Origin of the sequence: Olivibacter jilunii, assembly GCF_900607235.1 — a bacterium.
GTDB lineage: Bacteria > Bacteroidota > Bacteroidia > Sphingobacteriales > Sphingobacteriaceae > Olivibacter > Olivibacter oleidegradans.
On record NZ_LR027849.1, the window covers coordinates 1,182,001 to 1,206,096 of the forward strand.

The window sequence follows — 24,096 nt, forward strand, 5'->3', positions numbered from 1 at the left end:
ACATTAAAGAAGCTCGATTCCATGTTAAATACGCATAAAAAAAGTTCCAAATATTATGCGAGCGCCCTCCGCATTAGCATAAATCTAATGTGGTACCAAAAAACATGCTAAGCCTATTCTGCGTCATCATGTGCTAAAATGAAGTGTCTGACACTTTAGTAAAAAACATTCGATTATTCAGCTCCCTAATTCACACAAAAGCTTAGTAATATATGTTAACTATTCTAAATTCGGACAGTTATGTTAAAAGTAAGCAAGCAGCAGTTGCGCTATTGTAATGATAGTTCTGATGGTTATACTCGGGTAAAAAAGGGGAAGGGATATTGCTATTTAGACATCAATAAAAAGCCGATCGTTGATAAAGAATTAATAAAAAGAATAAAAAGTTTAGTGATTCCGCCAGCTTGGAAAAACGTTTGGATAAGTCCTTACGATAATGGCCACCTTCAGGCCACCGGATTGGACGATAAGGGGAGAAAGCAATACTTATATCACCCGCTATGGAACGAAACAAGAGAAAAACACAAAATTAATCGTATCCTCGCCTTTGGAAAGGTACTACCATCATTGAGAGAGGCGATTACGGCTGATTGCAGACAACGAAACCTTGGTAAAGACCGCGTTTCTGCCATTGCACTCAGCATCATGGAAAACACTCTTATGCGCGCCGGGAACGACCGCTATCGACGGGAGAATAACAGTTATGGATTGACGACCTTACGAAGTCGACATGTAAAAATAGAAGGACAAATTGTTACTTTTAACTTTACAGGAAAAAAGGGCAAAAAGCACAACATTAAACTCAGTAATCGTAGTTTGACTAAGAGACTTCGTCAGGTTATGGAAATTCCAGGCCAAGAGGTTTTTCAATATTATAATGACGATCAGGAAATCTGCTCCTTAGATTCCGGCGATTTAAATGAATATATCCAAAGGCACACCGGACAGAACTTTACGTCAAAGGATTTTAGAACATGGTATGCAACCTTATGGGCTTTTAAGTACCTACTTGAGCTAAGCACTGAAGAGCAACAGGTGAAGTCTTATAAAAAGAACCTAAATGCCTGTCTCGATTTCGTTGCTAAAAAATTGGGAAACACAAGAGCCGTATGTAGAGCTTCATATGTTTGTAATGACTTAATTGACGCCTATTTAGCGGGCAGCTTGCAAAGCTATCTTCGCAAAACTACTAGCGATGAAGTGAAATCGCTGCCTATTCATGAAGTCGAACCACTCTTGATAACATTTCTTCATAACTTAAAGAAAAGCCAGCAAATCCTATTGAGATTAACTTCTTGATTGATCCAAATAGGACGAAGTGATTATTCAACTATTCATCCGAGCATTAAGGAGAGAAAAAGCCTGATCAAGGAACGAAAATTGCTTTTCGTTTATCAATCGTTTTGCTTCGTCTATGGAAAACCATCCAGCCTTGTCTATTTCGGGAAACTGTTGTATTCTTCCCGATTTGGGAGGCCATATCATCTCAAAGGTATTACTTCGGATGTTATCCAAGTCCATATTCCCTTCCAACAACCAGCATAGGACTTTCTTTCCGCCCTTTTGAATCACAGGGTCCAGCTCAATAAATTCGCCTTCAATGGAGCATCCCGTCTCTTCCTCAAATTCGCGTTTTGCTGCGGAAAGTGGAGGTTCGGCATTTTCAAACTCTCCTTTAGGGATCGTCCAAAAGCCCTGATCTTTTTTCGCAAAAAATGGCCCACCGGGGTGAACGAGGAAAAACTCCACCTTTCCGTCTTTTAGTCGATAAAGCAAAATACCTGCGCTTCTTTTCATAAGTATAAGGGCTCTTTAATTGACAAATGTATACCTTCTGTCAGAGAAAATCGAAGAATCAATCTGAATTGCGTTTATTTTTACAGGGAGCTGCCACATATTTATACTTTTGCACAAATTATAACTCATGACTAAAACTAAACTAACAATCAACGAAAACGGCTCCCTAAGGGTGGAAGGAGAATTTGAAATAGTTGACAAAAACGGTACGCCATATGGTTTGGATGGACGCACGGTTGTATCGATCTGTCGTTGCGGCCTGTCATCAAAAAAACCGTTTTGCGACGGCTCTCATAAAGGACATTTCGAACACGAAGCAATCGCGTTCGATCTCCCGCCGAAAAAATAGAACAACGATTCTCCAAATTTAAAAGCAGTTGTCATTCAAGGCAAATTGCGTCATAAAAGGGTGTTGCTTGCGACACCCTTTTATGCTAAATTTGTTATCTGAATTAAAGCGTTTAAGGCGGTATTTTAACATTAAACCTCGTTCCATGAAACATATCTCTTTACTTAATCCAATAGGCGAAACGAGCTTGAGTAGCATGGAAGCCACCTATAAAATGTTCTCTAAAATTAATGAAGCGCTACAAAGCACCGGAAAGGAAGCTCTTTTCGACATTCAGATAGTGGGCCTTTCAGACGAAGCAGTTTCATCGGGCAGAATCTTTAGCATACGTTCTGACACGACGATTCATCAGCTAAAAAAAACAGACCTCATTGTTATTCCTGCTATTCACGGAAATATGAAAGATATTGTAGCCGTAAATCGTGAATTTGTGCCTTGGATTCAAAAGCAATATCAACTTGGGGCCGAAATTGCCTCATTATGTGTCGGTGCCTTTCTTTTGGCCTCTACTGGCTTGTTAAACGGTAGAAGCTGCACAACGCATTGGTTATCGGCTAATGAATTCAGTAGTATGTTCCCACACGTGAAACTGATGCCATACAAGGTTATTACGGACGAAAGGGGAATTTATACAAGTGGGGGTGCCTACTCGTCGCTAAATCTCATCCTGTATTTGGTGGAGAAATTTGCCGGGCGTGAAATGGCCATTCGATCATCGAAAATGTTTGAAATTGATATCGAAAGAAACAATCAATCTCAGTTTATCATCTTTCAAAGACAGAAAGATCATGAAGATTTAACCGTTCGGCGTGCACAGGAGCTTATTGAGGAGAATTTCCGCGAACGCATTACCGTTGAAGATCTTGCGGATAAATTGGCCACCGGAAGAAGGAACTTTGAACGACGCTTTAAAAAGGCAACCGGCAACACGATCTTAGAATACATACAACGCGTCAGAATTGAAGCCGCCAAGTTAAGTTTTGAGACAAGCAATGAAAACGTAAATGAGGTAATGTATAACGTGGGCTATAGTGATTCCAAGTCCTTTCGGACAACCTTCAAACGTATCACGGGCCTTTCACCAACACAATATAAAAGTAAGTATAATAGACAGATTGCCGTTTAAATAGAATAAGAACTTCAGAAGTACTAAAAACCAATAGATGCCCATTTTGTTAGATAAAGATAGAGATAAACCCGTCTTTTAGATTTATTTAATAGAATAATGGAAATTGTAATCATCATTGCACTCATTCTTATCAATGGCCTTTTTTCGATGAGTGAGCTCGCCTTGGTTTCAACCAGAAAGTTCAAGCTGGAAGCTTCAATAAAGAAAGGGGATACGGGGGCAGCTAAAGCGCTCGAATTAGCCAACAATCCAACGACCTTTTTATCAACGGTTCAAATAGGTATTACGCTTGTTGGTATTCTTACCGGACTTTTTAGCGGCAAAAGTTTAACGCTGACCGTGGCCAACTATTTAAGAAGCATCGAGTTAATCACCCCTTACGCGGAATCAGTTGCAGTCTTTTTAGTCGTTTTATTTATTACCTATCTTACTATTGTATTCGGTGAACTCATTCCAAAACGGATAGGTTTGCATTATCCTGAGGCAATTGCGACAACTATCGCGGCGCCAATGACCATACTTTCCAGAATCTCTTTACCTATTATCTGGATTTTGACGAAAACCAGCAATCTTTTTTTTAACTTATTTGGAATAAAGGACTATCATGATGAGGCCGTCTCTGAAGAAGAAATAAATGCCATCATTAAAGATAGTACGGAGGGAGGGGAAATACAACCAATAGAACAAGATCTTGTCCGGCGTGTTTTTTCATTAGGAGATAGAAGGGCCGGCGAATTAATGACTCATCGCATGGATCTTGTTTGGATTGATATAAACGATAATTGGGAGACCATAAAATCAAAAATCCGAAGTCGACCTCATTCGGTTTATCCGGTATGTGAACGATCGTTGGATAATTTACTAGGACTGGTTTCGGTTAGGGAACTTTTTCTGCAAGAATCCTCCACTTCTTCACCGAACCTGAAGCGCCATGTCAGAAAAGCGCTGTTTGTTTCGGAATATACCGCGGCCTATCGAGTTTTGGAGCTATTAAGAAGCGCACAGCAGCATTATGGAATCGTTTTAGATGAATATGGTGATCTTCAGGGACTGATTTCTATCAATGATATATTAGATGAATTGATAAGTGATAAGACGGATACAGCAAACGATTATCAAATTATACAGCGTTCTGAAAATACATGGTTAGCTGACGGTAAGTTGCCCCTCTTTGAATTTATTCAATATTTCAAGGTGTCTGATGTCCCTGAAACCAATAATTTCACCACGCTGGGAGGTTTATTGTTAAAACTGTTAGACCATATCCCTACCTTGACTGAAAAAGTTAGATGGAATAATTTTGAGCTTGAGGTTGTTGACATGGATGGAATGCGTATCGATAAGATACTTATTACCCGCATTCCCGAATAGCCTATTACAAGGACTGAAGAACTTCGCCCATTATGCTAACACCCTTGTCAATATCGTCACGTTGTATTACCAAAGCTGGCCGAAAACGAATGCTTCGCTCTCCACATCCCAACAATAACACATTTTTATCAAGGCTTTTCTTTAAAAAATGGTTTCGACTTTCTTTGTTCGGAAAATCAAAAGCTGCTAGTAATCCTCGACCTCTAACATTATTAATTATCGTGTACTTGTCTGCTAAGGTCAAAAGCTTTTGCTGTAAATATTCACCGAGTTCGGCGGCTTGCGAAACGAGCTTGTCTTCTTCAATGATTTGCAAAATTTTAGTCGCTCTTACCATGTCAACCAAATTTCCGCCCCAAGTAGAATTAATCCGTGAGGGAACCTTAAAGACATTTGTTTTTATATCATCAATTTTTTCGCCTACTAAAATGCCACAGACCTGCATTTTCTTCCCGAATGCGATAATATCAGGCCTCGCCTTCGCCCCAAAATGCTCGTGGCACCAAAATTTACCTGTTAAACCTACGCCGGTCTGCACCTCATCGTAAATTAAAAGCGCATCATTTTCATTCGCTAAAATACGTAGCTGTTCCAAGAATTCTCTCCTTACGTGATTATCGCCACCCTCAGATTGTATAGGTTCAATAATAATAGCGCAAATATCATCTCTATTGTCGGCAAAAGCTTGCTTAATTTGAGCTAGCGACTGTTCTTCGCGTTTAAGAAGATCTTCATATCCTTGGTCAGTAAAAGGAAATTCGATATACGGAACGCTCACTCTGGGCCAGTCAAATTTGGCAAACCATTTCGTTTTCTCCGGTTGTGTATTGGTCAAACTAAGGGTATAACCTGTACGACCATGAAAAGCTTTCTGAAAGTGTATAACTTTAAACCCTCTTTCTTTAATATATCCCTTTTGGAAATTTTTTTGTACTTTCCAATCCATTGCTGTTTTCAGCGCGTTCTCCACGGCCAAACCACCTCCCGCAATAAAAAAAGCGTGCGGTAAATAAGAGGGAATCCCCACACGATCAAATGTGTCTACAAATTTAGCGTACTGCATTGTATAAATGTCCGAATTAGATGGATTTGTTAATGCCGCTAGTAGTAAATCTTCTTTGAAATCGCCATCATTTAACATTTTAGGATGGTTATAACCCAGTGGTACGGAAGCAAAGCAAGTGAAGAAGTCGAGAATTTCTCTGCCATGCTTTGAATCATACATCATAACGCCTTGGCTCTTCTTTAGATCCAATGTTAAGTCATAACCATCAGTAAGTACGTGTTTACCAATAATGGCCTGTGCATTTTCGGGAGTAATGGAGATCCTGTTCATAAAATGCTATTGATTTGGTTTATTATCAAACATAAGATAAAATTTCAAAAAACGCAATTTATACCGAATAATTATTTCATATTTAAATTTCAACCTATTATTTATGACAAAAAAATACCAATTCAACAAAATATCACTAAAACTCGTCTATTTTACCTAAAATACCGATCAGTCCACCGGTATGCAGGACTAAAATTCTTGCACCTTCTTGGAAGTAATTGTTTTCAATCAAATCCATCAATGCATAGAAGGTTTTAGCGGTATACACAGGTTCTATTAAGACACCGGTGCTGCTAACAAACGACTTAGTAAAATCCATTAATGGGGGTTTTGTTTTTGCGTATCCACCAAAGTGATAGCTTGTATGTATTGTAATGTTGTCTGCTTCACCGTACAATTTTTTTATATCCTCTAAGAGAAAATCACCACCGGCGAGAACAGAAACACCATGTAATTTGGTTTGTTGGTTACGCTGTTTTAATCCCATACTTAAGCCAGCTAAAGTCGTACCCGTCCCACAGGCGCAAAAGATATGATCATAATCTGTGCGAAGCTCATCAATTATTTCCGCACAACCGAGTAAAGCAAGAGAGGAAGCGCCTCCTTCGTTGATGAAATAGGCATATTTGTCCTGTCCAAAGTAGTGATCAAACACATGTTGTTTATTTCTATAAGCCTCTCTTTCAACAAATATAAGCTGCATACCAAATAATTGACAAAGTTTCAGATTGGCGTTGTCTACCAGTTCGCCTCGCACAAAGCCGGTAGATTTAAATCCGAATGAAGCAGCGGCAGCGGCGGTTGCAAGGAGGTGATTGGACCAAGCTCCGCCAAATGTTACCAAATGATTCCTTCCGTTTTTATGAGCATCTTGCAACAGATACTTTAACTTTCTCCATTTGTTGCCTGAGATAAAGGGATGGATCAGATCATCTCGTTTGATATCTACTGTATAGTTCTTTTTATAAAAAGGCTCGTATCGTAGTCGCTCTATAGGACTAAAAAAATTAAAAGGAAACATGCTGTGTAATTTTTGCCATACAAAACTAAACGGAAAAGCCGGCAAATATTAGATTGTTAGGTTTTTTATTCTAAAAATTATAGTAGGTTTGCTAACCCAAAATAAAACAACAATCTATGGTAAAATATGAAAGGTTCACGTTAAACAATGGCTTAAGGGTATTGGTACACGAAGACAAGTCGACTCCAATGGCCGTACTCAATATACTTTACGATGTAGGAGCAAGGGATGAGGAACCCGATAAGACGGGGTTTGCTCATCTTTTTGAACATTTGATGTTCGGTGGATCCGTTAATATCCCTCAGTTTGATTTGCCGCTGCAACGAGTTGGTGGCGAAAGTAACGCCTTCACCAGCAATGATATCACAAATTATTACATAACGCTGCCTGCCATTAATCTGGAAACTGCTTTCTGGTTGGAGAGCGACCGCATGTTAAGTTTGGCGTTTAGCGAAAAAAGCCTGGAAACGCAAAAACAAGTAGTATCGGAAGAATTCAAGCAACGTTACCTTAACCAACCTTACGGAGATGTATGGCTTAAGTTACGACCGTTGGCATACAAACAGCATCCCTACAAATGGGCCACCATCGGAAAGGAAATTTCCCACATAGAACTGGCATCAATACAAGATGTGAAGGATTTTTTTAAGAAACATTACACGCCGCAAAATGCCATATTAGTTATTGCAGGAGACGTGGACGTAAGTGTGGTAAAAGATTTAGCCGAAAAGTGGTTCGGCTCCATTTCTTCCGGTACCAAATATATTCGCAATCTTGAGGCGGAGCCAAAGCAATTGGAGGCGCGAAGAGAGGTAGTTACCGCCAATGTACCGGTTAATAGTCTCTATATGGCATTCCATATGAGCGATAGGCGTTCAAAAGACTATTATACCTGCGATTTGATTTCAGACATATTATCAAGAGGTAATTCATCCCGATTGTACCGTCGATTAGTAAAAGAGCAATCGCTTTTCAGTGAAATAAATGCTTATTTATTGGGCAGTTTAGATAATGGTTTATTTATAGTAGAAGGTAAACCTTTGCCAAGTACCACAATGGAGCTTGCCGAAAACGCTGTATGGGAACAATTACGTGATTTACAAAATACGCCCGTGTTGGGATATGAACTTGAAAAGGTAAAGAATAAAATAGAATCGACCATGGTATTTGCAGAGATGTCAATTCTTGACAAGGCGATGAATCTGGCATATTTTGAATTGCTAGGCAACGCAGATATGCTTAACGACGAAGTTGTAAAATACCTAAATGTATCCCCTGAGGATATACAGAAGACAGCACAACAAATATTTCAATTAGAAAATTCGTCCACTTTATTTTATTTAGCAAGTTAGCATGATAGACAGAACCATTGCCCCCCAATTTAATGTTGTAGAAGAAGTAAGGCTTTTGCAACCCGAACACGAAGTGTTACAAAACGGAGTAGATCTCTTTGTTTTCAACTCCGGGGAGCAGGATTTGGTAAAAATAGAATGGGTATTCCAAAACCTGAATACCGAAGATCTGCACCTTCCATTACTTAATATTGCCTTAGCCGGTATGTTTTTGGAGGGCACTAAACAATATGCGAGCGCGGAAATAGCGGAAAAAGTAGATTTTTATGGCGCATTTTTGCAGCCGGAGTATTCTTTTGATCATACCTCTCTTACTTTATATGCCCTAAATAAGCACGTAGAGAAGTTATTGCCTATTGTAAAAAGCGTTCTAACAGAAAGTATTTTCCCCGAAAGTGAGCTAAATACTTATGTTCGTAACAACAAACAAAATCTTTCTGTATCATTAAAGAAAAACGACTTTGTTGCAAGAAGAGTTTTTAACAAAACTATTTTCGACAGCAATCGATATGCATATTCCCCCGAAATAGAAGACTATGATCGATTAGAGCGTTCGGATATTTTGAAGCTCTATCAGCACCAGATAAATGCAGGTAATTGCACGATATTTATATCGGGCAGAGTGACAAACCAAGTCCATCAAACTGTTAGAAAGATTTTCGGAGATCAATGGGATGCCCGCCCGCTTGATCAAACGCAACAGCGCATGGTGGACAAGGGCTCGCAAAAGGGAAATTTCATACTTATTGAACGACCGGATGCCTTACAATCAGCTATTCGAGTAGGCTACCAAACCATCAACCGAAAGCATCCTGACTTTTCTTCACTTCAGCTATTAAACACGATTTTAGGAGGTTATTTCGGGTCACGATTGATGTCCAATATTCGCGAAGAAAAAGGTTTTACGTATGGCATCGGATCAGGCATCGCATCTTTAAAATATGGGGCTTTTTTTACCATAGCAACTGAAGTTGGCGTAGAGGTAACCAATGCAACACTGGTAGAAATCGAAAAAGAAATCGATCGTTTGCGAAATGAGCCAATACCGATAGAAGAGCTAAACTTAGTAAAAAATTACGTGAATGGTGCTTTTCTTGGCTCACTGGAAAACGTTTTCTCTCATGTAGATAAATTTAAAAACGTACACTTCGTTGGATTGGATTTAACATACTATAATCGCCACTTACAGATTGTAAAAAGTAGTACACCCGAAACCATTATGAATACTGCTAACAAATATCTTGATTATAATAATATGATCAAGGTAGTAGTTGGCAAAATGGTTGGTTAATCCGAAATAAACACATTCATAAAGGCAGTCTCCGATAGGGGTCTTCGTCAAGAACCGGAGACTGCTTCTTTTTTAGAATATAAAATTAGTACTCAAGAAATTAGAATCTTGATGATTTACAATTTCATTGATGAGTTCTTTATTCTTGTCATTCATTTTGGTGGCTACCAATGATCGAATAGAGAAGGAACGCAAAGCGTCTACAACAGACAAGGTGCCCTCTGCACTATCTTTCCTACCAGTGAAGGGGAATTTGTCAGGTCCCCTTTGGCACTGGCTATTGATGTTCACTCTGCTAACGAGATTTACGAATGGATCAATCAACGATGCAATCTCCTGCGCATGATTACTAAAAATACTTACCTGCATACCGTGGGGAGAATCAATCTGATATTTAATTGGCTCCTCAATCGAGTCATAGGGAATTACCGGAATAACGGGGCCAAATTGTTCTTCGCGATACAATTTCATTTTTTCATTTACAGGATAAACCACTGCGGGGTAAACAAAAGAAGCTAGACTAGCTCCGCCATTTTCGTTAACGACCTTTGCACCGTGTAGGAGAGCATCATCGATGCACTCTTTTAAATATTCCGGTTTACCTGGCTCCGGTAAGGGGGTTAAGCTAACACCCGGAACCCAAGGCATACCGAATTTCAATTTTGCAATGGCTTCCCCTAACTTAATAAGAAAATCATCCACAATGTCCTTATGAACAAAAACGATCTTAATAGCGGTGCACCGCTGTCCATTAAATGATAAAGCGCCCAATACAGTTTCATTAACAGCAAGCGAAATATCGGCATTTTTAGTAACGATTGCCGCATTTTTGGCATCTAAGCTAAGTACAGCCCGCAAGCGATTAATCTTTGGATGGCGTTTTTTAAGGTCATTTGCTACTTTACTTGAACCTATAAAAGCTAACACATTTATTTTGCCTGTTTGCATCAGGCCCGGTGTAATCGTTGCTCCTCGTCCATAGATCGTATTAACTACACCCTTTGGAAAAGACTCCTGAAAAGCCTTCAATAAAGGATAATGCAATAATGTACCGTGTTTCGGTGGTTTAAAAAGCAATGTATTTCCCATAATAATCGCCGGGATCAGCGTTGTGAATGTTTCATTTAATGGATAGTTAAATGGCCCCATGCATAAAACTACACCAATGGGCGACCGTCTTATCTGTGCTACGACGCCTTCTTCGATCTCAAATCGGGATGACTGACGGTCTATATCTTTTAGTGCATCAATCGTAGCGTTTATATAATCAACTGTCCGGTCAAATTCTTTCGCCGCGTCCGTATGAGATTTCCCAATCTCCCACATAATCAGCTTAACTACCAACGAGCGTTGCTCGTTCATTTTGAAAACAAATTTTTGTAGACATTTAATCCGATTGTCAATACTCATAGTAGGCCATTCGCCACGACCGTTGTCATAGGCGTTTACAGCGGCATCCAGTGCTTCCAAGGCTTCCTTGTCGGTACAAATAGGATAGGTGCCAATAAATTTACGCTGCAAAGTTCCTTGCGCGTCGGGTACACATATGGGCGAGTACACTTCGCTGACAGGACCTGTCCAGCTACGCATCTCCCCATCACAGAGATATTCTCGCTGATGGAGTTCTTCATGAATGGCAAACTCTTCCGGTATTTCGCTTTCCGGTACAAATAGAGATTTCAATTGATCGTTAAAGTTCATTTCTTTTGTTTGAATGATTGTAAAACAGTCGATATTAAGCTGTGGCAACTTATCATCGCCTTCTGTTTGGATTTGGTGAAAATAGATAATTTATTAATATTTTCACAACAAAAACACATATTAATAAACAGTTAAATAATTTTTAAGGCTTTATTTTAACAAACAAAAAAGGACTGAAAATCTAATACTAAATCCTTTTTCGTTTTAGCAGCTGCTTTAACCAACAAATAAGGAAACAGTTCACTACTTCTTTCTCACTAAGCAAACGAGTTAATCGTATGCAGGATAGAACGGAACGAAGTCCATTTTTCAAGGCTTTTTGCCAAACATCTTTGTCAGGAGATCGAAAAGTTCGGGATGGTGATCTCTGAATTTAGTTGGCTTTTCGAAGAAATATTCCGATACAACAGCCAAAAATTCTGCTTCATTTGTTAGCGCATAAGGATCAATATCGGAACGACCCGCTTTAATCCGATGCATTTCAGCATGCATCATTTTTATCCAGGGAATCACGTAGGGGCGTGCCAAAAGAAGCTCAGGGATTCCGTCGACACTTCCATCTCGCTTATCGATCAGATGAACAAACTCGTGAATTGCTGTATTACTCCCATTGCTATTTTCCGAAAATCCGTGATGTAAGGCACTTTTCGATAATATCATTTGGCCATTCATAAAACCTTCGCCTACCATACCCAACGTGTTTCGGCGTGCACCAACAAATTGAAAGTCACTGTTAAACGTATCAGGATATAAGACAATGTTACTAAGGTTTTTATAGCGCCAACCGCGAAAATTAAAAATTGGGATAACAGCGCTCGAGGCAATCAAGACCCGGTCCAACTCATTCACCTCTGTACCAACACCTTCAATGTGCACGTCTCTTAAAAAAATGGTAATCTCGTTAAGAAAGCGCTCTTGGTCCGCGTCATTAAGGTCCCTATAAAAGGATACGTATTGTTCTAATATCCCGCTATAAGTTTCGGTCAAGCCTTCCTGCGCCCCCTTTCTCCAGGCTCGTTTCCTCTTTGACCAGATAAACAATAACACGATCGAAATCGTTATTCCAAAAAAGAGGTATGATAAGATTTCCATATTATTTTTAAAGTAAACTAAAATACAATTTGCTAAACAAAAGACAATCAATCATCTAATAAAAAAAGACGAAATTTAAGCGTAGATACCCTAATTTAGCGGTTCCAAAAGCAATCTTAATGAAGATCATTATAACAGAAAAGCCGTCTGTAGCACGTGATCTGGCAAAGGTATTTGGAGCTACGACGAAAAGAGACGGATATATAGAAGGCAAAGGATACTCCTTCACCTGGGCCTTTGGTCATTTACTGCAATTAGCCCCACCGCAAGAATATGGATATATAGGATGGAAAGTAAAAAATCTGCCGATGCTTCCGCAAAAACTAAAGCTGAGTGTTCGAAAAATCAGAACGAACGAAGGTATGATTGAGGATCCATCTGTACGCAAGCAGCTCAATACCATAAAAGCTCTTTTTGATATAGCGACGGAGATTATTGTAGCAACGGATGCCGGTAGGGAAGGAGAGCTTATCTTTAGATACATTTATCATTATCTCCATTGTCAAAAGCCGTTTAGGCGACTTTGGATCTCCTCACAGACTGATGCAGCCATTAAAGATGGGTTTAGGAACCTTAAACCCGGCAAGGATTATGATACCTTGTTTTATTCAGCTCATTGCCGCTCTGAATCTGATTGGCTCGTAGGGATGAATGCGACCCAAGCCCTGAGTATATCAGCCGGATCTAAAACCGTGTTATCCTTGGGTCGGGTGCAGACTCCCACCTTGGCAATGATTTGCGCTCGATACCTGGAGAACAAGAACTTTATCCCTCAGACTTATTTTCAGGTCATCATTTCCTTGCAAAAGGACGGGCAGAACTTCAAAGCCGTTTCCAAAAAAAACTATTATAAAAGGGAAGAGGCAGAAGAAGTTCTTAATGCCGTCAAAAGTGTAGCAGATGGATTTGCTACAGGGGGGGATATCAGCAAAGTCGAAACAAAAACAAAAAAGGAGCAACCTCCATTGCTGCACGACCTCAGTAGCTTACAGCAAGAAGCGAACAAAAAGAAAGGATACACCGCTGATGAAACGCTGGCAATTCTACAACGCCTATATGAGGAAAAATTAATAACATACCCTCGTACAGGTAGTCAATATATAGGTGATGATGTTTTTGAAACCATTCCGCAACTCATCGAAAAGCAACAACAGCATCCTTTTTTTTCGAAACAAGCTATAGTTTTGGCCAATAACAAACTCAACAAAAGAAGTGTCAATGCCAAGAAAGTGACAGATCACCATGCTATTTTACCGACGGGAGAACCGGCACGAAACCTGTCACCTGATAAGCAGGTACTATATGACATGATTATCGGAAGGATGTTAGAGGCTTTTCATGAGGTCTGTGTGAAGGACCTCACTAAGATTACCATTGAATCAGGTTCAAAATTCATCGCAAATGGTACCGTAATTCGATCTGCGGGCTGGCGCGCCGTATACAATGAACCGGAAGAGAATGATCAAGATCAACCGGAGAACAACACCATACCGAAAGTAAGTGAAGGCGAAAGCTTGGCTATTATAGAAAAAAGCATCGCTGAAAAACAAACCAAGCCTAAACCACTTTATACCGAGGCAAGCTTATTGAAAGCAATGGAAACGGCAGGTAAGGAAATTGAGGACGAAGAATTGCGATATGCAATGAAAGGAAGTGGGCTAGGGACTCCGGCAACGCGCGCATCAATCATCGAAACCTTGATAAAGCGTTCTTATATTACAAGAAAGAAAAAGAACTTACTGCCATCGGAAACCGGGCTTGCTGTATACGACATAGTGAAAGATAAACTAATTGCACAAGCGGAGCTAACAGGTCAATGGGAAAAGCGATTGGAAGAAATACGCTCCGGAGCGTCCGTCAAGGCATTTAAAGAAGAAATTAAGCAGTACACGAGAAAAATCACGGAAGAGCTATTAATAGCAGGAAAAGAACTTGAGCTTTTGTTGGAAGATCAGGGATAAAATGTATTATCAGCGATTGTCAAAAATTGCGCAATCGCTGACAGTCGATCATGATGAACAAGTTATTTATCCTTATCTAATTTATCCTTTAACTTCCATCTTTTTAGTAATACCATTGTCGAATGCTTTTTCAAATGATATTTTTCGGGTTCTCCTATTAGAAAACCAAAAGCTTTCATGGAAGGAATAGCGTCAAATAAAACTTTAATAACCGCCGTTAACGGCAGTGCCAGTATTAACCCCGCTAGTCCGAACAACATTCCCCCAAGCAAAATAGCAATTACCGCCATTAGCGGATTAATACTCACTTTACTACCGACAATATTCGGTGTAATAACGTTGCCTTCCAAGAATTGCACAACTTGAAACCAAGCGACAACGCCAATGGCATACCAATAACTATCCTTCGTGGCAAGTGCAAACACTGCAGGTAGTATAGACCCAATGGCAATACCAATATAAGGCAGTAACATCAGTAGAGATGCTAAGGTGCCAAAGAACCAAGCATATTCCACTCCCATCAACAGTAATCCAACCGTATTCAAAACGGCAACAATAGCCATTACCGTAATCAAACCAAGCAAATAGCTTTGAACAACACTATAAATACGATTAAGGGTTTCGTGAACTTTATCTTGAGATGTACTGCGGAAGGCATGAAAGAAAAATTCGCGAAAAAAATCCCGGTAATAAAGAAGGAAAAAAGAAAAAAGTGGCACAATCACAAGACCTGCTAAAATACCGCCCACAGAGCCAAAAGCAGCTGAAAGATAGGTGCCTGCGTTCGATAAAGCCCGATTAGACAACTCCTTTACCTTTGCGGTCAGCTCCCCCGGCTCAACACCGAATTTAACAGTTATCCATTGTTGGATGGTATTAAATATGGTCAAGAATTTACTTTGAAGATCTGTTCCGTTATGGCCAATCACGATTACCTGATGTACAATAAACCAGATGAGTCCGGCTATAACTAATATCGCTAATATAACAGAAAGAATTGCTGAAAGTGCTCTATGAACATTGAACCTTTCGAGGAACCTGGTTACGGGATAAAGCGAAATAGCAATTAGAATAGAAAACATGAGAGGGACAAGCACGCTTTGTAAAAAGTAGAGAACTGCAATGATGAGTACTAATGACAATAAGCTTGAAGCCAACTCAAAAGAATAAGGTCTTTTTTCCGGAGAAGGGGAATTTAACATGTGAATAAATGAATCTTTAATAAATCCATCACTTAACAATAGCTTAGCATAATTGTTTTCGTTGTGCTGTATTTGGTGAAAATTGAGATTATTTCCCGCTGCAGAAGAAACGATGAATATTTCAAATTTGGCACAAATTAAGCTTAACTTCGCAGCTCTGTAAAATTAATAGGCAAATAGCTCGTTAAAATGCGTGACATGGCAGAATGGCTAACTATCTTTAAAGAACAGTTAATACAAACACCACTGATACAATGGTTTGGAGTCCTTTTCGGAATAGCGGAGGTGTTACTGGCACGGTACAACAAAGTAGCTCTGTATCCCTGCGGCATTATCAGTATTCTCATTACGATGTTTGTTTTGTACGAAGCGGGCCTATATGCGGAAATTTTACTAAATGCCTACTACCTCGTAATGAGCATATATGGATGGTATTACTGGCTTAGAAAAGGAAGTAGTGAAAAGGTGCCCATTACGACCTGCTCAACAAGTGATTGGCTGGTCGTTGCTGGTTTTCTTTTGCTGGGAACGCCTTTTCTATATAAGATTCTCATCCATTTCACGGATTCTACCGTCCCACTGTGGGATACTTGGGTAAGTGTAACGGCTTGGGCCGGGATGTGGTTATTGGCAAAAAGAAAAATTGAAAATTGGTTGCTACTGAATATAAGCAACGCTTTTGCGATCCCGCTTTATATTCATAAAGATCTTTTGCTTTATGCGATATTAACGTTGATACTTTTCATTGTCGCCATTTTTGGTTATTTCGCATGGAAAAAGAAGATTTACCGACAGCTTAATGTATAAATGATAAATCAATGAAACTTCTTCAAGAATTAAAAAAAATAGCTGCAGAATTGCGTCAAGAAAGCTTAGAAGCCGAATTACAAGGTAGTTTAACAACTAAACAATTAGCAGTTATATACGAAAATAAGCTTTTTAATCTCTTTGTACCCAAAGCTTACGGCGGGCTGGACCTCTCCCTAACAGAAGCCCTTCAAATAGAACGGTTGTTGGCCGAAATAGATGGAAGCCTAGGCTGGACGGTGACGCTCTGCAGCGGAGCCAACATGTTTGTCGGCTTTTTAAATCAGGACATCGCACACCCCTTATTCAGCAACAAAAAAGTGTGTTTCGGTGGCAGCGGACGAGTAGGTGGCCATGCTGAAATAATGGAAGAGGGTTATTTAGTATCCGGTAAATGGCAATATGCCACCGGGGCTGCACATAATACTGTTTTCACGGCAAATTGTGAAATTTACCAAAATGGAGAACCGTTACTGGATGCGGCAAAGAAACCGGTAATAAAATCCTTTTTCTTTTTACAGGATGAAGTCACCATTTTGCACGACTGGAATGCCATGGGCTTGAAAGCAACAGCGAGTCATAGTTTTGAGGTAAATAATCTAAAAGTAGAAAAGAGGAGGGCTTTCAAAATAGACCCCCAAGGTGCAATATTAAAGGCTCCGATTTATCGTTATCCGTTTCAACAGTTCGCAGAAGCTACATTATGCGTTAACACCCTCGGTATGACCTGTAGGTTTCTCGATTTATGCCACGAAATCTTTGATGAAAAGTACAGTGACGTACGGGATAATTACCATGGGAAAATGAAGTTACCCGATCAATATTTGTCAAATGCCAAACTGGAAATGAATAACTTACAACGCGAACTTTATGAATTAGTTGAAAAATCCTGGATGCAATTGAATACAACGAATGCTATCGACTTAGCTCTACTCGAACAAATCAGTAAACATACTCGTTTGTTGGTAAAGACCGCGCAGCAATGGGTAGCCAAACTATATCCCTATTGTGGTATGAAAGCAGCTAGCCCCACCGAAGAGATTAATCGTATGTGGAGAGACTTGTTCACTGCCAGTCAACACAGTCTGTTTACATCGCCTATCATCGATGAAATTGACTAGTAATAAATTGGTCGACAGCAATATATAGCAAGGTTAAACATCGCATAAAATAAAAAAAGTTGTACATTTTCCGTAGAATCGGATCCTATACAACTTTTGGTGCCGCCAACTTAAGTTAGCTACCATTCTATTTCTTTATTCTTCTATGGTTGTGGCGTCAGGTGCATTTTTCTTAACGGAACTGATACCATTATCACGACCGGAACTCGTTTCATACATCTCGCTGGTACCAATAATTTGTCCGTTTTTTGCCTTCAAGTTGAAAAAGAATTTTCCATTGCTAGATTCTTTGCTATCGTACCGCTCATCTAACTTTGCGTTTTCTTTCACGGACGATATACCATTATTACAAGCTGATTTGGTTGTATACTGTTCGCTTGATAAAATCACCTGACCATTATCTGCTTTTAAATTAAAATAAAATTGGCCGTTTTTAGCTGTTTTAATAACAAATTTTCCCATAACAATAAGTTTAATACCTAAACAAACATAATAATTAAGTTATTTAATAACAATGGTTTTATCCATTTTATTTCTTTTAAAGTAACAAATGATCGTATGGCATGTACGGATTGGTTTATCCGATCTATTTTCTTTTTAACACAAGGGCTAGCCCCGCTATCACCAACATTACACCTAGGCCGGTATATGCATCAATTGGTTCGTTGGCAAGCAACCAGGCAATAAAAAAACCGGATATTGGGCACAAAAAGAGCCAAAAAGAGGCTTTAACGGCATCTTGCCTAATCAAGTAAAGCCAAATTTGAACAGCACCAATCGAAACAACAAATGCTAACCAGCTCACCGCGCTCCAAAATGTTATATTATAAGTATTTAGGGACCGATCGTAATAGAAGAGCATGAAGGGTACAAGCAGTAAACCGCCTAATATCGTTTGCCAACCATTTATAGTAAGTATATTTAGTTTCTGCCAGTTCTTCTTAGCGAAGTAAATAGACCCCAACGAGTAAGATAACATGCTCAGTAGAAGCAAAAACAAACCGATAGGGGACGCATAGCTCTTCATTAATAAAGGATAGGCGGCAACAACAATACCGATGAGGCACAAGCTTAAGCTGAACAATATTTTGGCGGTGATTCGTTGTTTATAAACCAACGCGGAAATCACACTCACAAAAGCTGGACTTGTTGCGGGAAAAAGTGATCCAAGACCTGCGGACACGTGCTGCATAGCAAGGACATACAATCCCAAATAAACGCCAATATTGAGAATACCGTAGGCAAACAGCTGTTTCCATTCATTCCCATGAGGTAAACGATGTTTCAGCATAATATGAGAAATAAAAATCATAATGCCGCCGGCCAGACAAAATCGAGTAATCGCTAGAACAAAAGGTTGTGAAACCTGTAATCCCCATTTCGTAGCTATGGACGCAGACGACCATAAAACTGCGAATACTAGGCCCGCCAGTATATATTGTAATTGCTTTATATACATGTGTTTGTCATCGCTTAGTTAGGTATCCCGCTCGAACAATACGGAAAAGGATCCTATTCATTTTCAATAATTTTTAATAGCTTTGTTCGTAGTTGATCAATAGCGATGGCAATATTAAAGAAAATAAGTGTTATCTATTTCTTTATTTGGATGATAATTCCACAAGATGCTTTGCTATTTGTGACCTCGTTTCCTGCACACTACGCTCATCATTTAGAAGATCATGGAAAAATATCACTTTTAGAATTTCTGAAAGAGCACAGTCAGGGAGTTGAAAAGCATGATGCTTCAGATGATGAAGAAGACACAAATTTCCCCTGTGATCATCACCATAATGAAAGTTGTGGTTATTCCCTACATAACTTTAAAATTCTTCCGGCAACGAATGATTGGTTACCGTATATACCCTTACAAACTTGTCCGGCAATCCCTTTAACAGTTTACTTCTCAAATGAACAGGTATCAAGTATCTGGCAGCCTCCAAAAAGCACATTAGTCTTTAACAGGATGTTGTGTAATACTTAGAAACTATGTGTTTAGTGATGGTAATTCTTCAATAATTACCTTTTTTGCTATTGACGCATAACAGATTACACCTTCCATAAAAATGTCATTCACGGGAAAGTCTTATAATCCGCCCGTGAACAATCGTTAGTCATATTGGAATAATTTGTATAGATACCGTTACGGTATGCTATACATTACGTGTAACTTATGTTGAATAAAATCATTTTTTTTTGTATAAAAAACAAGCTGATTGTAGGTATATTTACCTTTGCACTCATTGTTTGGGGGGTATGGTCTGCAACTAAACTTCCTATTGATGCGTTACCTGACATTACCAATAATCAGGTGCAAATAATTACCAGTGCTCCCAGTCTGGCAGCTCAGGAAATCGAACGATTAGTTACTTTTCCAATTGAGCTATCCGTTGCCACCATTCCGCAGATGATCGAAATAAGAAGTATTAGTCGTTTCGGTCTTTCAGTGATTACGGTAGTATTCAAAGAGAAAGTAGATATTTATTGGGCAAGGCAACAGATTGCCGAGCGTATAAAAGAAGCTCAAAGCCAAATTCCACCAGGTATCGGCGAACCGAAATTGGGACCTATCACTACTGGTTTAGGGGAAATTTACCAATATATCATCCATCCCCGACCAGGTGCTGAAAAACGATATTCACCTACTGATCTTCGAACAATGCAAGATTGGATAGTAGCGCGGCAACTGTATGGAACTCCCGGTGTAGCCGAGGTTAATAGCTTCGGCGGAATATTAAAGCAGTACGAAGTTGCAGTTCGTCCGGATAGATTGCAGGCTCATAACATTACAATTGCCGAAGTATTCACCGCCTTACAAAACAATAATGAGAATACAGGCGGTGCATATATCGATAAAAAGCCCAATGCTTATTATATCCGTTCACTCGGCTTGGCGCGGAGTTTAACCGATATTGGAAACATTGTGATCAAAAAAGATAGTAAGGGTGTTCCAATTTTAATTAAAGATGTCTCCAGTCCACAATTTGGCGGAGCCATACGATATGGCGCTTTAACTTATAATGGAGAAAGGGAGGCAGTGGGAGGTGTGGTTATGATGTTAAAGGGCTCTAATAGTGCAGAGGTCGTAAAGCTGGTTAAGGAAAAGATGCGGACGATACAAAAGTCGCTTCCCAAAGATATTGTAATCGAACCTTATCTAGACCGAACAAATCTAGTGAATCGCGCCATTGATACCGTCAAAAGTAACCTAATAGAAGGTGCCTTGATCGTTATTTTGGTTCTTGTCCTGTTTCTGGGTAACCTTCGTGCCGGCCTTATCGTCGCATCTGCTATTCCACTTTCCATGCTTTTTGCATTCTCAATGATGAACATCTTCGGTGTCAGTGCCAATCTGATGAGTTTAGGTGCGATCGATTTTGGCTTGATCGTAGACGGAGCAGTTATTATCGTAGAAGCGACAATGCATCACTTTGGCCTACGAAAATCTGCCTTCAGATTAAACCAAGAAGAAATGGACGATCATGTATTTGATTCAGCTGTAAAAATCCGATCGAGTGCTGCTTTTGGCGAAATCATTATTTTAATGGTATACATCCCTATTCTAGCATTAACGGGTATTGAGGGGAAAATGTTCAAACCAATGGCGCAGACTGTTAGTTTTGCGATCATTGGTGCTCTCATACTTTCCATGACCTATGTCCCGATGATGTGCGCGCTTTTTCTTTCTAAAAAACCGATACAAAAAAAGACTTTTTCCGATCGTTTAATGTATAAATTACAACGGTTTTATACTCCTTTATTAAAAAAAGCATTAAGAGCACCCTATTGGATTCTATCATTTACCTTGTTGCTTTTTGGAGGAAGTGCATACCTATTCTCAAGAATGGGAGCAGAATTCATTCCGCAACTAAAAGAAGGTGACTTTGCTTTTCAGTGTGTACTTCCACAAGGTGCGTCACTTTCACAGAGTATCGAAACGTCGATGAAGGCCGCTAAAATTCTCAAAACTTTCGATGAAGTAAAAATGGTGGTTGGAAAAACGGGTTCTGCTGAAGTCCCAACCGATCCAATGCCACCTGAAGCAACCGATCTCATGGTTATTCTAAAGAATCAATCAGAATGGAAAAGCGACCGCAGTTATGAGCAGCTTGCTACCGATATGGAGAAGGCGTTAAATTTACTACCAGGCGTGTATATCGAAGCCAATCAGCCCATACAAATGCGCTTTAACGAGTTAATGACGGGTATTCGGCAAGATGTGGCAATCAAAATTTTTGGCGAGAACTTAGATTCGCTTGCGACTTATGCTGATAAGGTGACAACTTCAATCGCCACCGTTCGCGGAGCTTCCGGTGTATTACCCGAGCCCATCAGTGGATTACCGCAAATTACAGTAACCTATAATTATGACCAACTTGCAAACTACGGTACAACCATCAAAGCACTAAACACAGCACTAAATACGGCTTTCGCCGGTGCAATTGCCGGTGTAATTTATGAAAATGAAAGGCGGTTTGATTTAGTTTTACGCTTAGATAGTACTGTTAAAAACAATATTGACGATGTTCGTAATTTGCTCGTGCCGATTTCAAATGGTGAACAAGTTGCACTTTCTCAACTGGCAAATATCGAGTTTAAAGATGGCCCCGCGCAAATTAGTCGCGACGATGCAAAAAGACGTATAGTAGTCGGTTTCAATATTGTAGGTCGTGACGTCCAAAGTGTTGTTGACGACATCAAAAATAAAATTGATGAAGAAGTAAAATTACCGGATGGTTACTTTTATACCTTTGGAGGTCAGTTTGAGAATCTGCAAGAAGCAAAATCGAGACTACTCATCGCAGTACCCCTAGCTTTGTTGCTAATTTTCGTTTTACTGTTCTTTACATTCCGCTCGACGAAAGAATCCGTATTAATATTTACCGCCATCCCGATGTCGGCTATCGGTGGAATAATCGCTCTAAAGCTTCGTGATATGCCATTTAGCATTTCAGCCGGCGTCGGCTTTATTGCTTTGTTCGGCGTAGCCGTATTGAATGGTATCGTATTGATTAGTACATTCAATCAGTTGAAAAAAGCAGGACAGGGAAACATCCTACGCCGTATTCTTGAAGGATCACTCACCAGGCTGAGACCTGTTTTGATGACAGCAACAGCGGCGTCCCTCGGGTTTCTACCTATGGCTATATCCTCCGGTTCCGGAGCTGAAGTTCAGAAGCCATTGGCCACCGTTGTCATAGGAGGTTTAGTAACCGCGACACTCCTTACCTTATTTGTTTTGCCGATACTTTATTTTCTTTTCTACTCTTTCAAACTTAGGAGTCCTAAACGCTTGATCCGAATGATTTCCTTAGCGCTAGTACTGCTTACCGAACCTTCCCTTATCGTTTCCGCTCAAAATCAACAAGACATGATCCAAGGCAGAATTAGCTTAGACGAAGCCATAAACATGGCCTTGAAAAACAATCCTGGACTTAAAGAAGCTGATGTAAATCGGCTTAGACAGAAAGCTTTGGAAAAAAGCGCTTTTGATCCGGCCAACATAGATATTTCGGCAGCGCAATCTCCTTTAGAAGGCGCCAGTCCGGACAACAACATAGGTATTGGTCAAACATTCAGCTTCCCAACGGTATACGGTGCTAAAAGACAACTGTTAGAAGAACAAACCACATTAGCGGCAACAAGTCTAACAGTAAGTAAGAACGACCTTATACGTGACGTGCGTATCGCTTTTGCTAATCTCGTTTATGCCAATCAATCACTCAAGCTCCGGACAAAACAGGATAGCATCTTGAATGAATTTCTCAAAATCGCCGAACTGCGTTATAATACAGGAGAAACTTCGAAGACCGAGTTACTGATTGCATCCAATCGTTATCGACAGCTTCAATTACAACAGCAACAGGCAGGCGCTGCTAAAATAGCTGCTTTGCAGGAGTTGATGCGTTTGCTTAATGTATCCGAACCATACGATATAAAAGAGCAAGAAGATTATAAATTAAGTATTTTATCAACAACAGATAGTGTCGCACTTAAAAATAACCCGCTGCTATCTTTTGCTAATCAACAAATCCGCGTAGCGGAAGAATCGGTCAAGGTACAGAAATCGGCTTTTTTACCGGATATCACTGTTGGCTATCAACAGCAACTCATTCTTCAGGGATGGAATCCGGAAGGAATAAACAAATCATACGGACAAAGAACTAAAATAGCTGGTGTTTCTCTAGGGGTCGCAGTACCTCTATTTAATTTAGCCGCACAAAAAGCGAAAGTAAAAGCTTCTCTACTGGCAACCAAAGCTGCTGAATACGCATATGAGCAGACCTTCAATAATTTAAAAACGACTTTTATGCAACAATTAAGTTATTACCGACCGTTACAGGCTGCCCTTATATTTTATGAAGATAGTGGACTGCAAGAAGCGGACGAATTGATCGCCTCTTCGAGATTAGGATATAGAAAAGGTGAGATTGACTACGTAGCTTATACACAAAGTATAGAACAAGCTTTTAATACCCACCTCCAATACCTTGAAACACTTAATCGGTATAATCAGGTGGTAGCCACTATAAATTATCTAACCGGGAAATAACCATACCAGCATA

The 24,096-nt window shown here is 39.8% G+C and carries 19 protein-coding genes; 11 read left to right on the forward strand and 8 right to left on the reverse strand.

Annotated elements, in window-relative coordinates; translation table 11 throughout:
• Positions 1-240: 240 nt before the first annotated feature.
• Complete coding sequence (locus E0E36_RS11090; protein WP_130855985.1) at positions 241-1,299, forward strand: DNA topoisomerase IB; 1,059 nt, start codon at positions 241-243, stop codon at positions 1,297-1,299.
• A 27-nt stretch (positions 1,300-1,326) separates the two neighbouring features.
• On the opposite strand, the gene E0E36_RS11095 is transcribed toward E0E36_RS11090, so the two are convergent.
• A complete protein-coding gene (locus E0E36_RS11095; RefSeq protein WP_130855986.1) occupies positions 1,327-1,797 on the reverse strand; it encodes an NUDIX hydrolase in 471 nt (156 codons plus the stop codon).
• Positions 1,798-1,924: 127 nt separating this feature from the next.
• Between E0E36_RS11095 and E0E36_RS11100 the strand changes: the two genes are divergently transcribed.
• From E0E36_RS11100 to E0E36_RS11110, 3 genes are all read left to right on the forward strand, one after another.
• Positions 1,925-2,146, forward strand: a complete 222-nt coding sequence (locus E0E36_RS11100; RefSeq protein WP_013666936.1) for a CDGSH iron-sulfur domain-containing protein — start codon at positions 1,925-1,927, stop codon at positions 2,144-2,146.
• 145 nt (positions 2,147-2,291) lie between these two features.
• Positions 2,292-3,272, forward strand: coding sequence for a GlxA family transcriptional regulator (locus tag E0E36_RS11105; RefSeq protein ID WP_130855987.1), 981 nt, complete (start codon positions 2,292-2,294; stop codon positions 3,270-3,272).
• 99 nt (positions 3,273-3,371) lie between these two features.
• A complete protein-coding gene (locus tag E0E36_RS11110) occupies positions 3,372-4,646 on the forward strand; it encodes a hemolysin family protein (protein WP_130855988.1) in 1,275 nt (424 codons plus the stop codon).
• A gap of 4 nt (positions 4,647-4,650) precedes the next feature.
• Here E0E36_RS11110 and lat read toward each other — a convergent pair whose 3' ends face one another.
• The gene (lat, locus tag E0E36_RS11115; RefSeq protein ID WP_013666933.1) at positions 4,651-5,982 is read right to left on the reverse strand and encodes an L-lysine 6-transaminase; all 1,332 of its coding nucleotides are present in this window, start codon (positions 5,980-5,982) and stop codon (positions 4,651-4,653) included.
• 136 nt (positions 5,983-6,118) lie between these two features.
• The gene (locus tag E0E36_RS11120) at positions 6,119-7,003 is read right to left on the reverse strand and encodes a 1-aminocyclopropane-1-carboxylate deaminase/D-cysteine desulfhydrase (RefSeq protein ID WP_165446961.1); all 885 of its coding nucleotides are present in this window, start codon (positions 7,001-7,003) and stop codon (positions 6,119-6,121) included.
• 116 nt (positions 7,004-7,119) lie between these two features.
• On the opposite strand from E0E36_RS11120, the gene E0E36_RS11125 reads away from it, so the two are divergent.
• Both E0E36_RS11125 and E0E36_RS11130 read left to right on the forward strand, forming a co-directional pair.
• Complete coding sequence (locus E0E36_RS11125; protein WP_130855990.1) at positions 7,120-8,355, forward strand: M16 family metallopeptidase; 1,236 nt, start codon at positions 7,120-7,122, stop codon at positions 8,353-8,355.
• Position 8,356: 1 nt separating this feature from the next.
• Entirely contained in the window at positions 8,357-9,646 is a 1,290-nt protein-coding gene (locus E0E36_RS11130; protein WP_130855991.1) for a M16 family metallopeptidase, read from the forward strand.
• A gap of 72 nt (positions 9,647-9,718) precedes the next feature.
• On the opposite strand, the gene E0E36_RS11135 is transcribed toward E0E36_RS11130, so the two are convergent.
• Both E0E36_RS11135 and E0E36_RS11140 read right to left on the reverse strand, forming a co-directional pair.
• Positions 9,719-11,347, reverse strand: coding sequence for an NADP-dependent glyceraldehyde-3-phosphate dehydrogenase (locus E0E36_RS11135; RefSeq protein WP_130855992.1), 1,629 nt, complete (start codon positions 11,345-11,347; stop codon positions 9,719-9,721).
• Between the two features lie 309 nt (positions 11,348-11,656).
• Complete coding sequence (locus E0E36_RS11140) at positions 11,657-12,439, reverse strand: M90 family metallopeptidase (protein ID WP_130855993.1); 783 nt, start codon at positions 12,437-12,439, stop codon at positions 11,657-11,659.
• Positions 12,440-12,558: 119 nt separating this feature from the next.
• Between E0E36_RS11140 and E0E36_RS11145 the strand changes: the two genes are divergently transcribed.
• Positions 12,559-14,400 (forward strand): DNA topoisomerase 3, encoded by a 1,842-nt coding sequence (locus E0E36_RS11145; protein WP_130855994.1) that lies wholly within the window; start codon positions 12,559-12,561, stop codon positions 14,398-14,400.
• Positions 14,401-14,462: 62 nt separating this feature from the next.
• Here E0E36_RS11145 and E0E36_RS11150 read toward each other — a convergent pair whose 3' ends face one another.
• Positions 14,463-15,602 carry an AI-2E family transporter gene (locus E0E36_RS11150; protein ID WP_041388430.1) on the reverse strand — a complete coding sequence of 380 codons (1,140 nt, stop codon included), beginning with the start codon at positions 15,600-15,602 and terminating at the stop codon, positions 14,463-14,465.
• A 198-nt stretch (positions 15,603-15,800) separates the two neighbouring features.
• Between E0E36_RS11150 and pnuC the strand changes: the two genes are divergently transcribed.
• A complete protein-coding gene (gene pnuC / locus E0E36_RS11155) occupies positions 15,801-16,409 on the forward strand; it encodes a nicotinamide riboside transporter PnuC (protein WP_013666925.1) in 609 nt (202 codons plus the stop codon).
• A gap of 11 nt (positions 16,410-16,420) precedes the next feature.
• A complete protein-coding gene (locus tag E0E36_RS11160; protein ID WP_130855995.1) occupies positions 16,421-17,530 on the forward strand; it encodes an acyl-CoA dehydrogenase family protein in 1,110 nt (369 codons plus the stop codon).
• A gap of 135 nt (positions 17,531-17,665) precedes the next feature.
• On the opposite strand, the gene E0E36_RS11165 is transcribed toward E0E36_RS11160, so the two are convergent.
• Together E0E36_RS11165 and E0E36_RS11170 are read right to left on the reverse strand one after the other, a co-directional pair.
• The gene (locus E0E36_RS11165; protein ID WP_013666923.1) at positions 17,666-17,992 is read right to left on the reverse strand and encodes a YegP family protein; all 327 of its coding nucleotides are present in this window, start codon (positions 17,990-17,992) and stop codon (positions 17,666-17,668) included.
• A 124-nt stretch (positions 17,993-18,116) separates the two neighbouring features.
• Positions 18,117-18,989, reverse strand: coding sequence for a DMT family transporter (locus E0E36_RS11170; protein WP_130855996.1), 873 nt, complete (start codon positions 18,987-18,989; stop codon positions 18,117-18,119).
• A 150-nt stretch (positions 18,990-19,139) separates the two neighbouring features.
• Between E0E36_RS11170 and E0E36_RS11175 the strand changes: the two genes are divergently transcribed.
• The gene (locus tag E0E36_RS11175) at positions 19,140-19,514 is read left to right on the forward strand and encodes a hypothetical protein (RefSeq protein WP_130855997.1); all 375 of its coding nucleotides are present in this window, start codon (positions 19,140-19,142) and stop codon (positions 19,512-19,514) included.
• 189 nt (positions 19,515-19,703) lie between these two features.
• Complete coding sequence (locus E0E36_RS11180) at positions 19,704-24,083, forward strand: CusA/CzcA family heavy metal efflux RND transporter (protein ID WP_130855998.1); 4,380 nt, start codon at positions 19,704-19,706, stop codon at positions 24,081-24,083.
• The last annotated feature ends 13 nt before the right edge of the window (positions 24,084-24,096 follow it).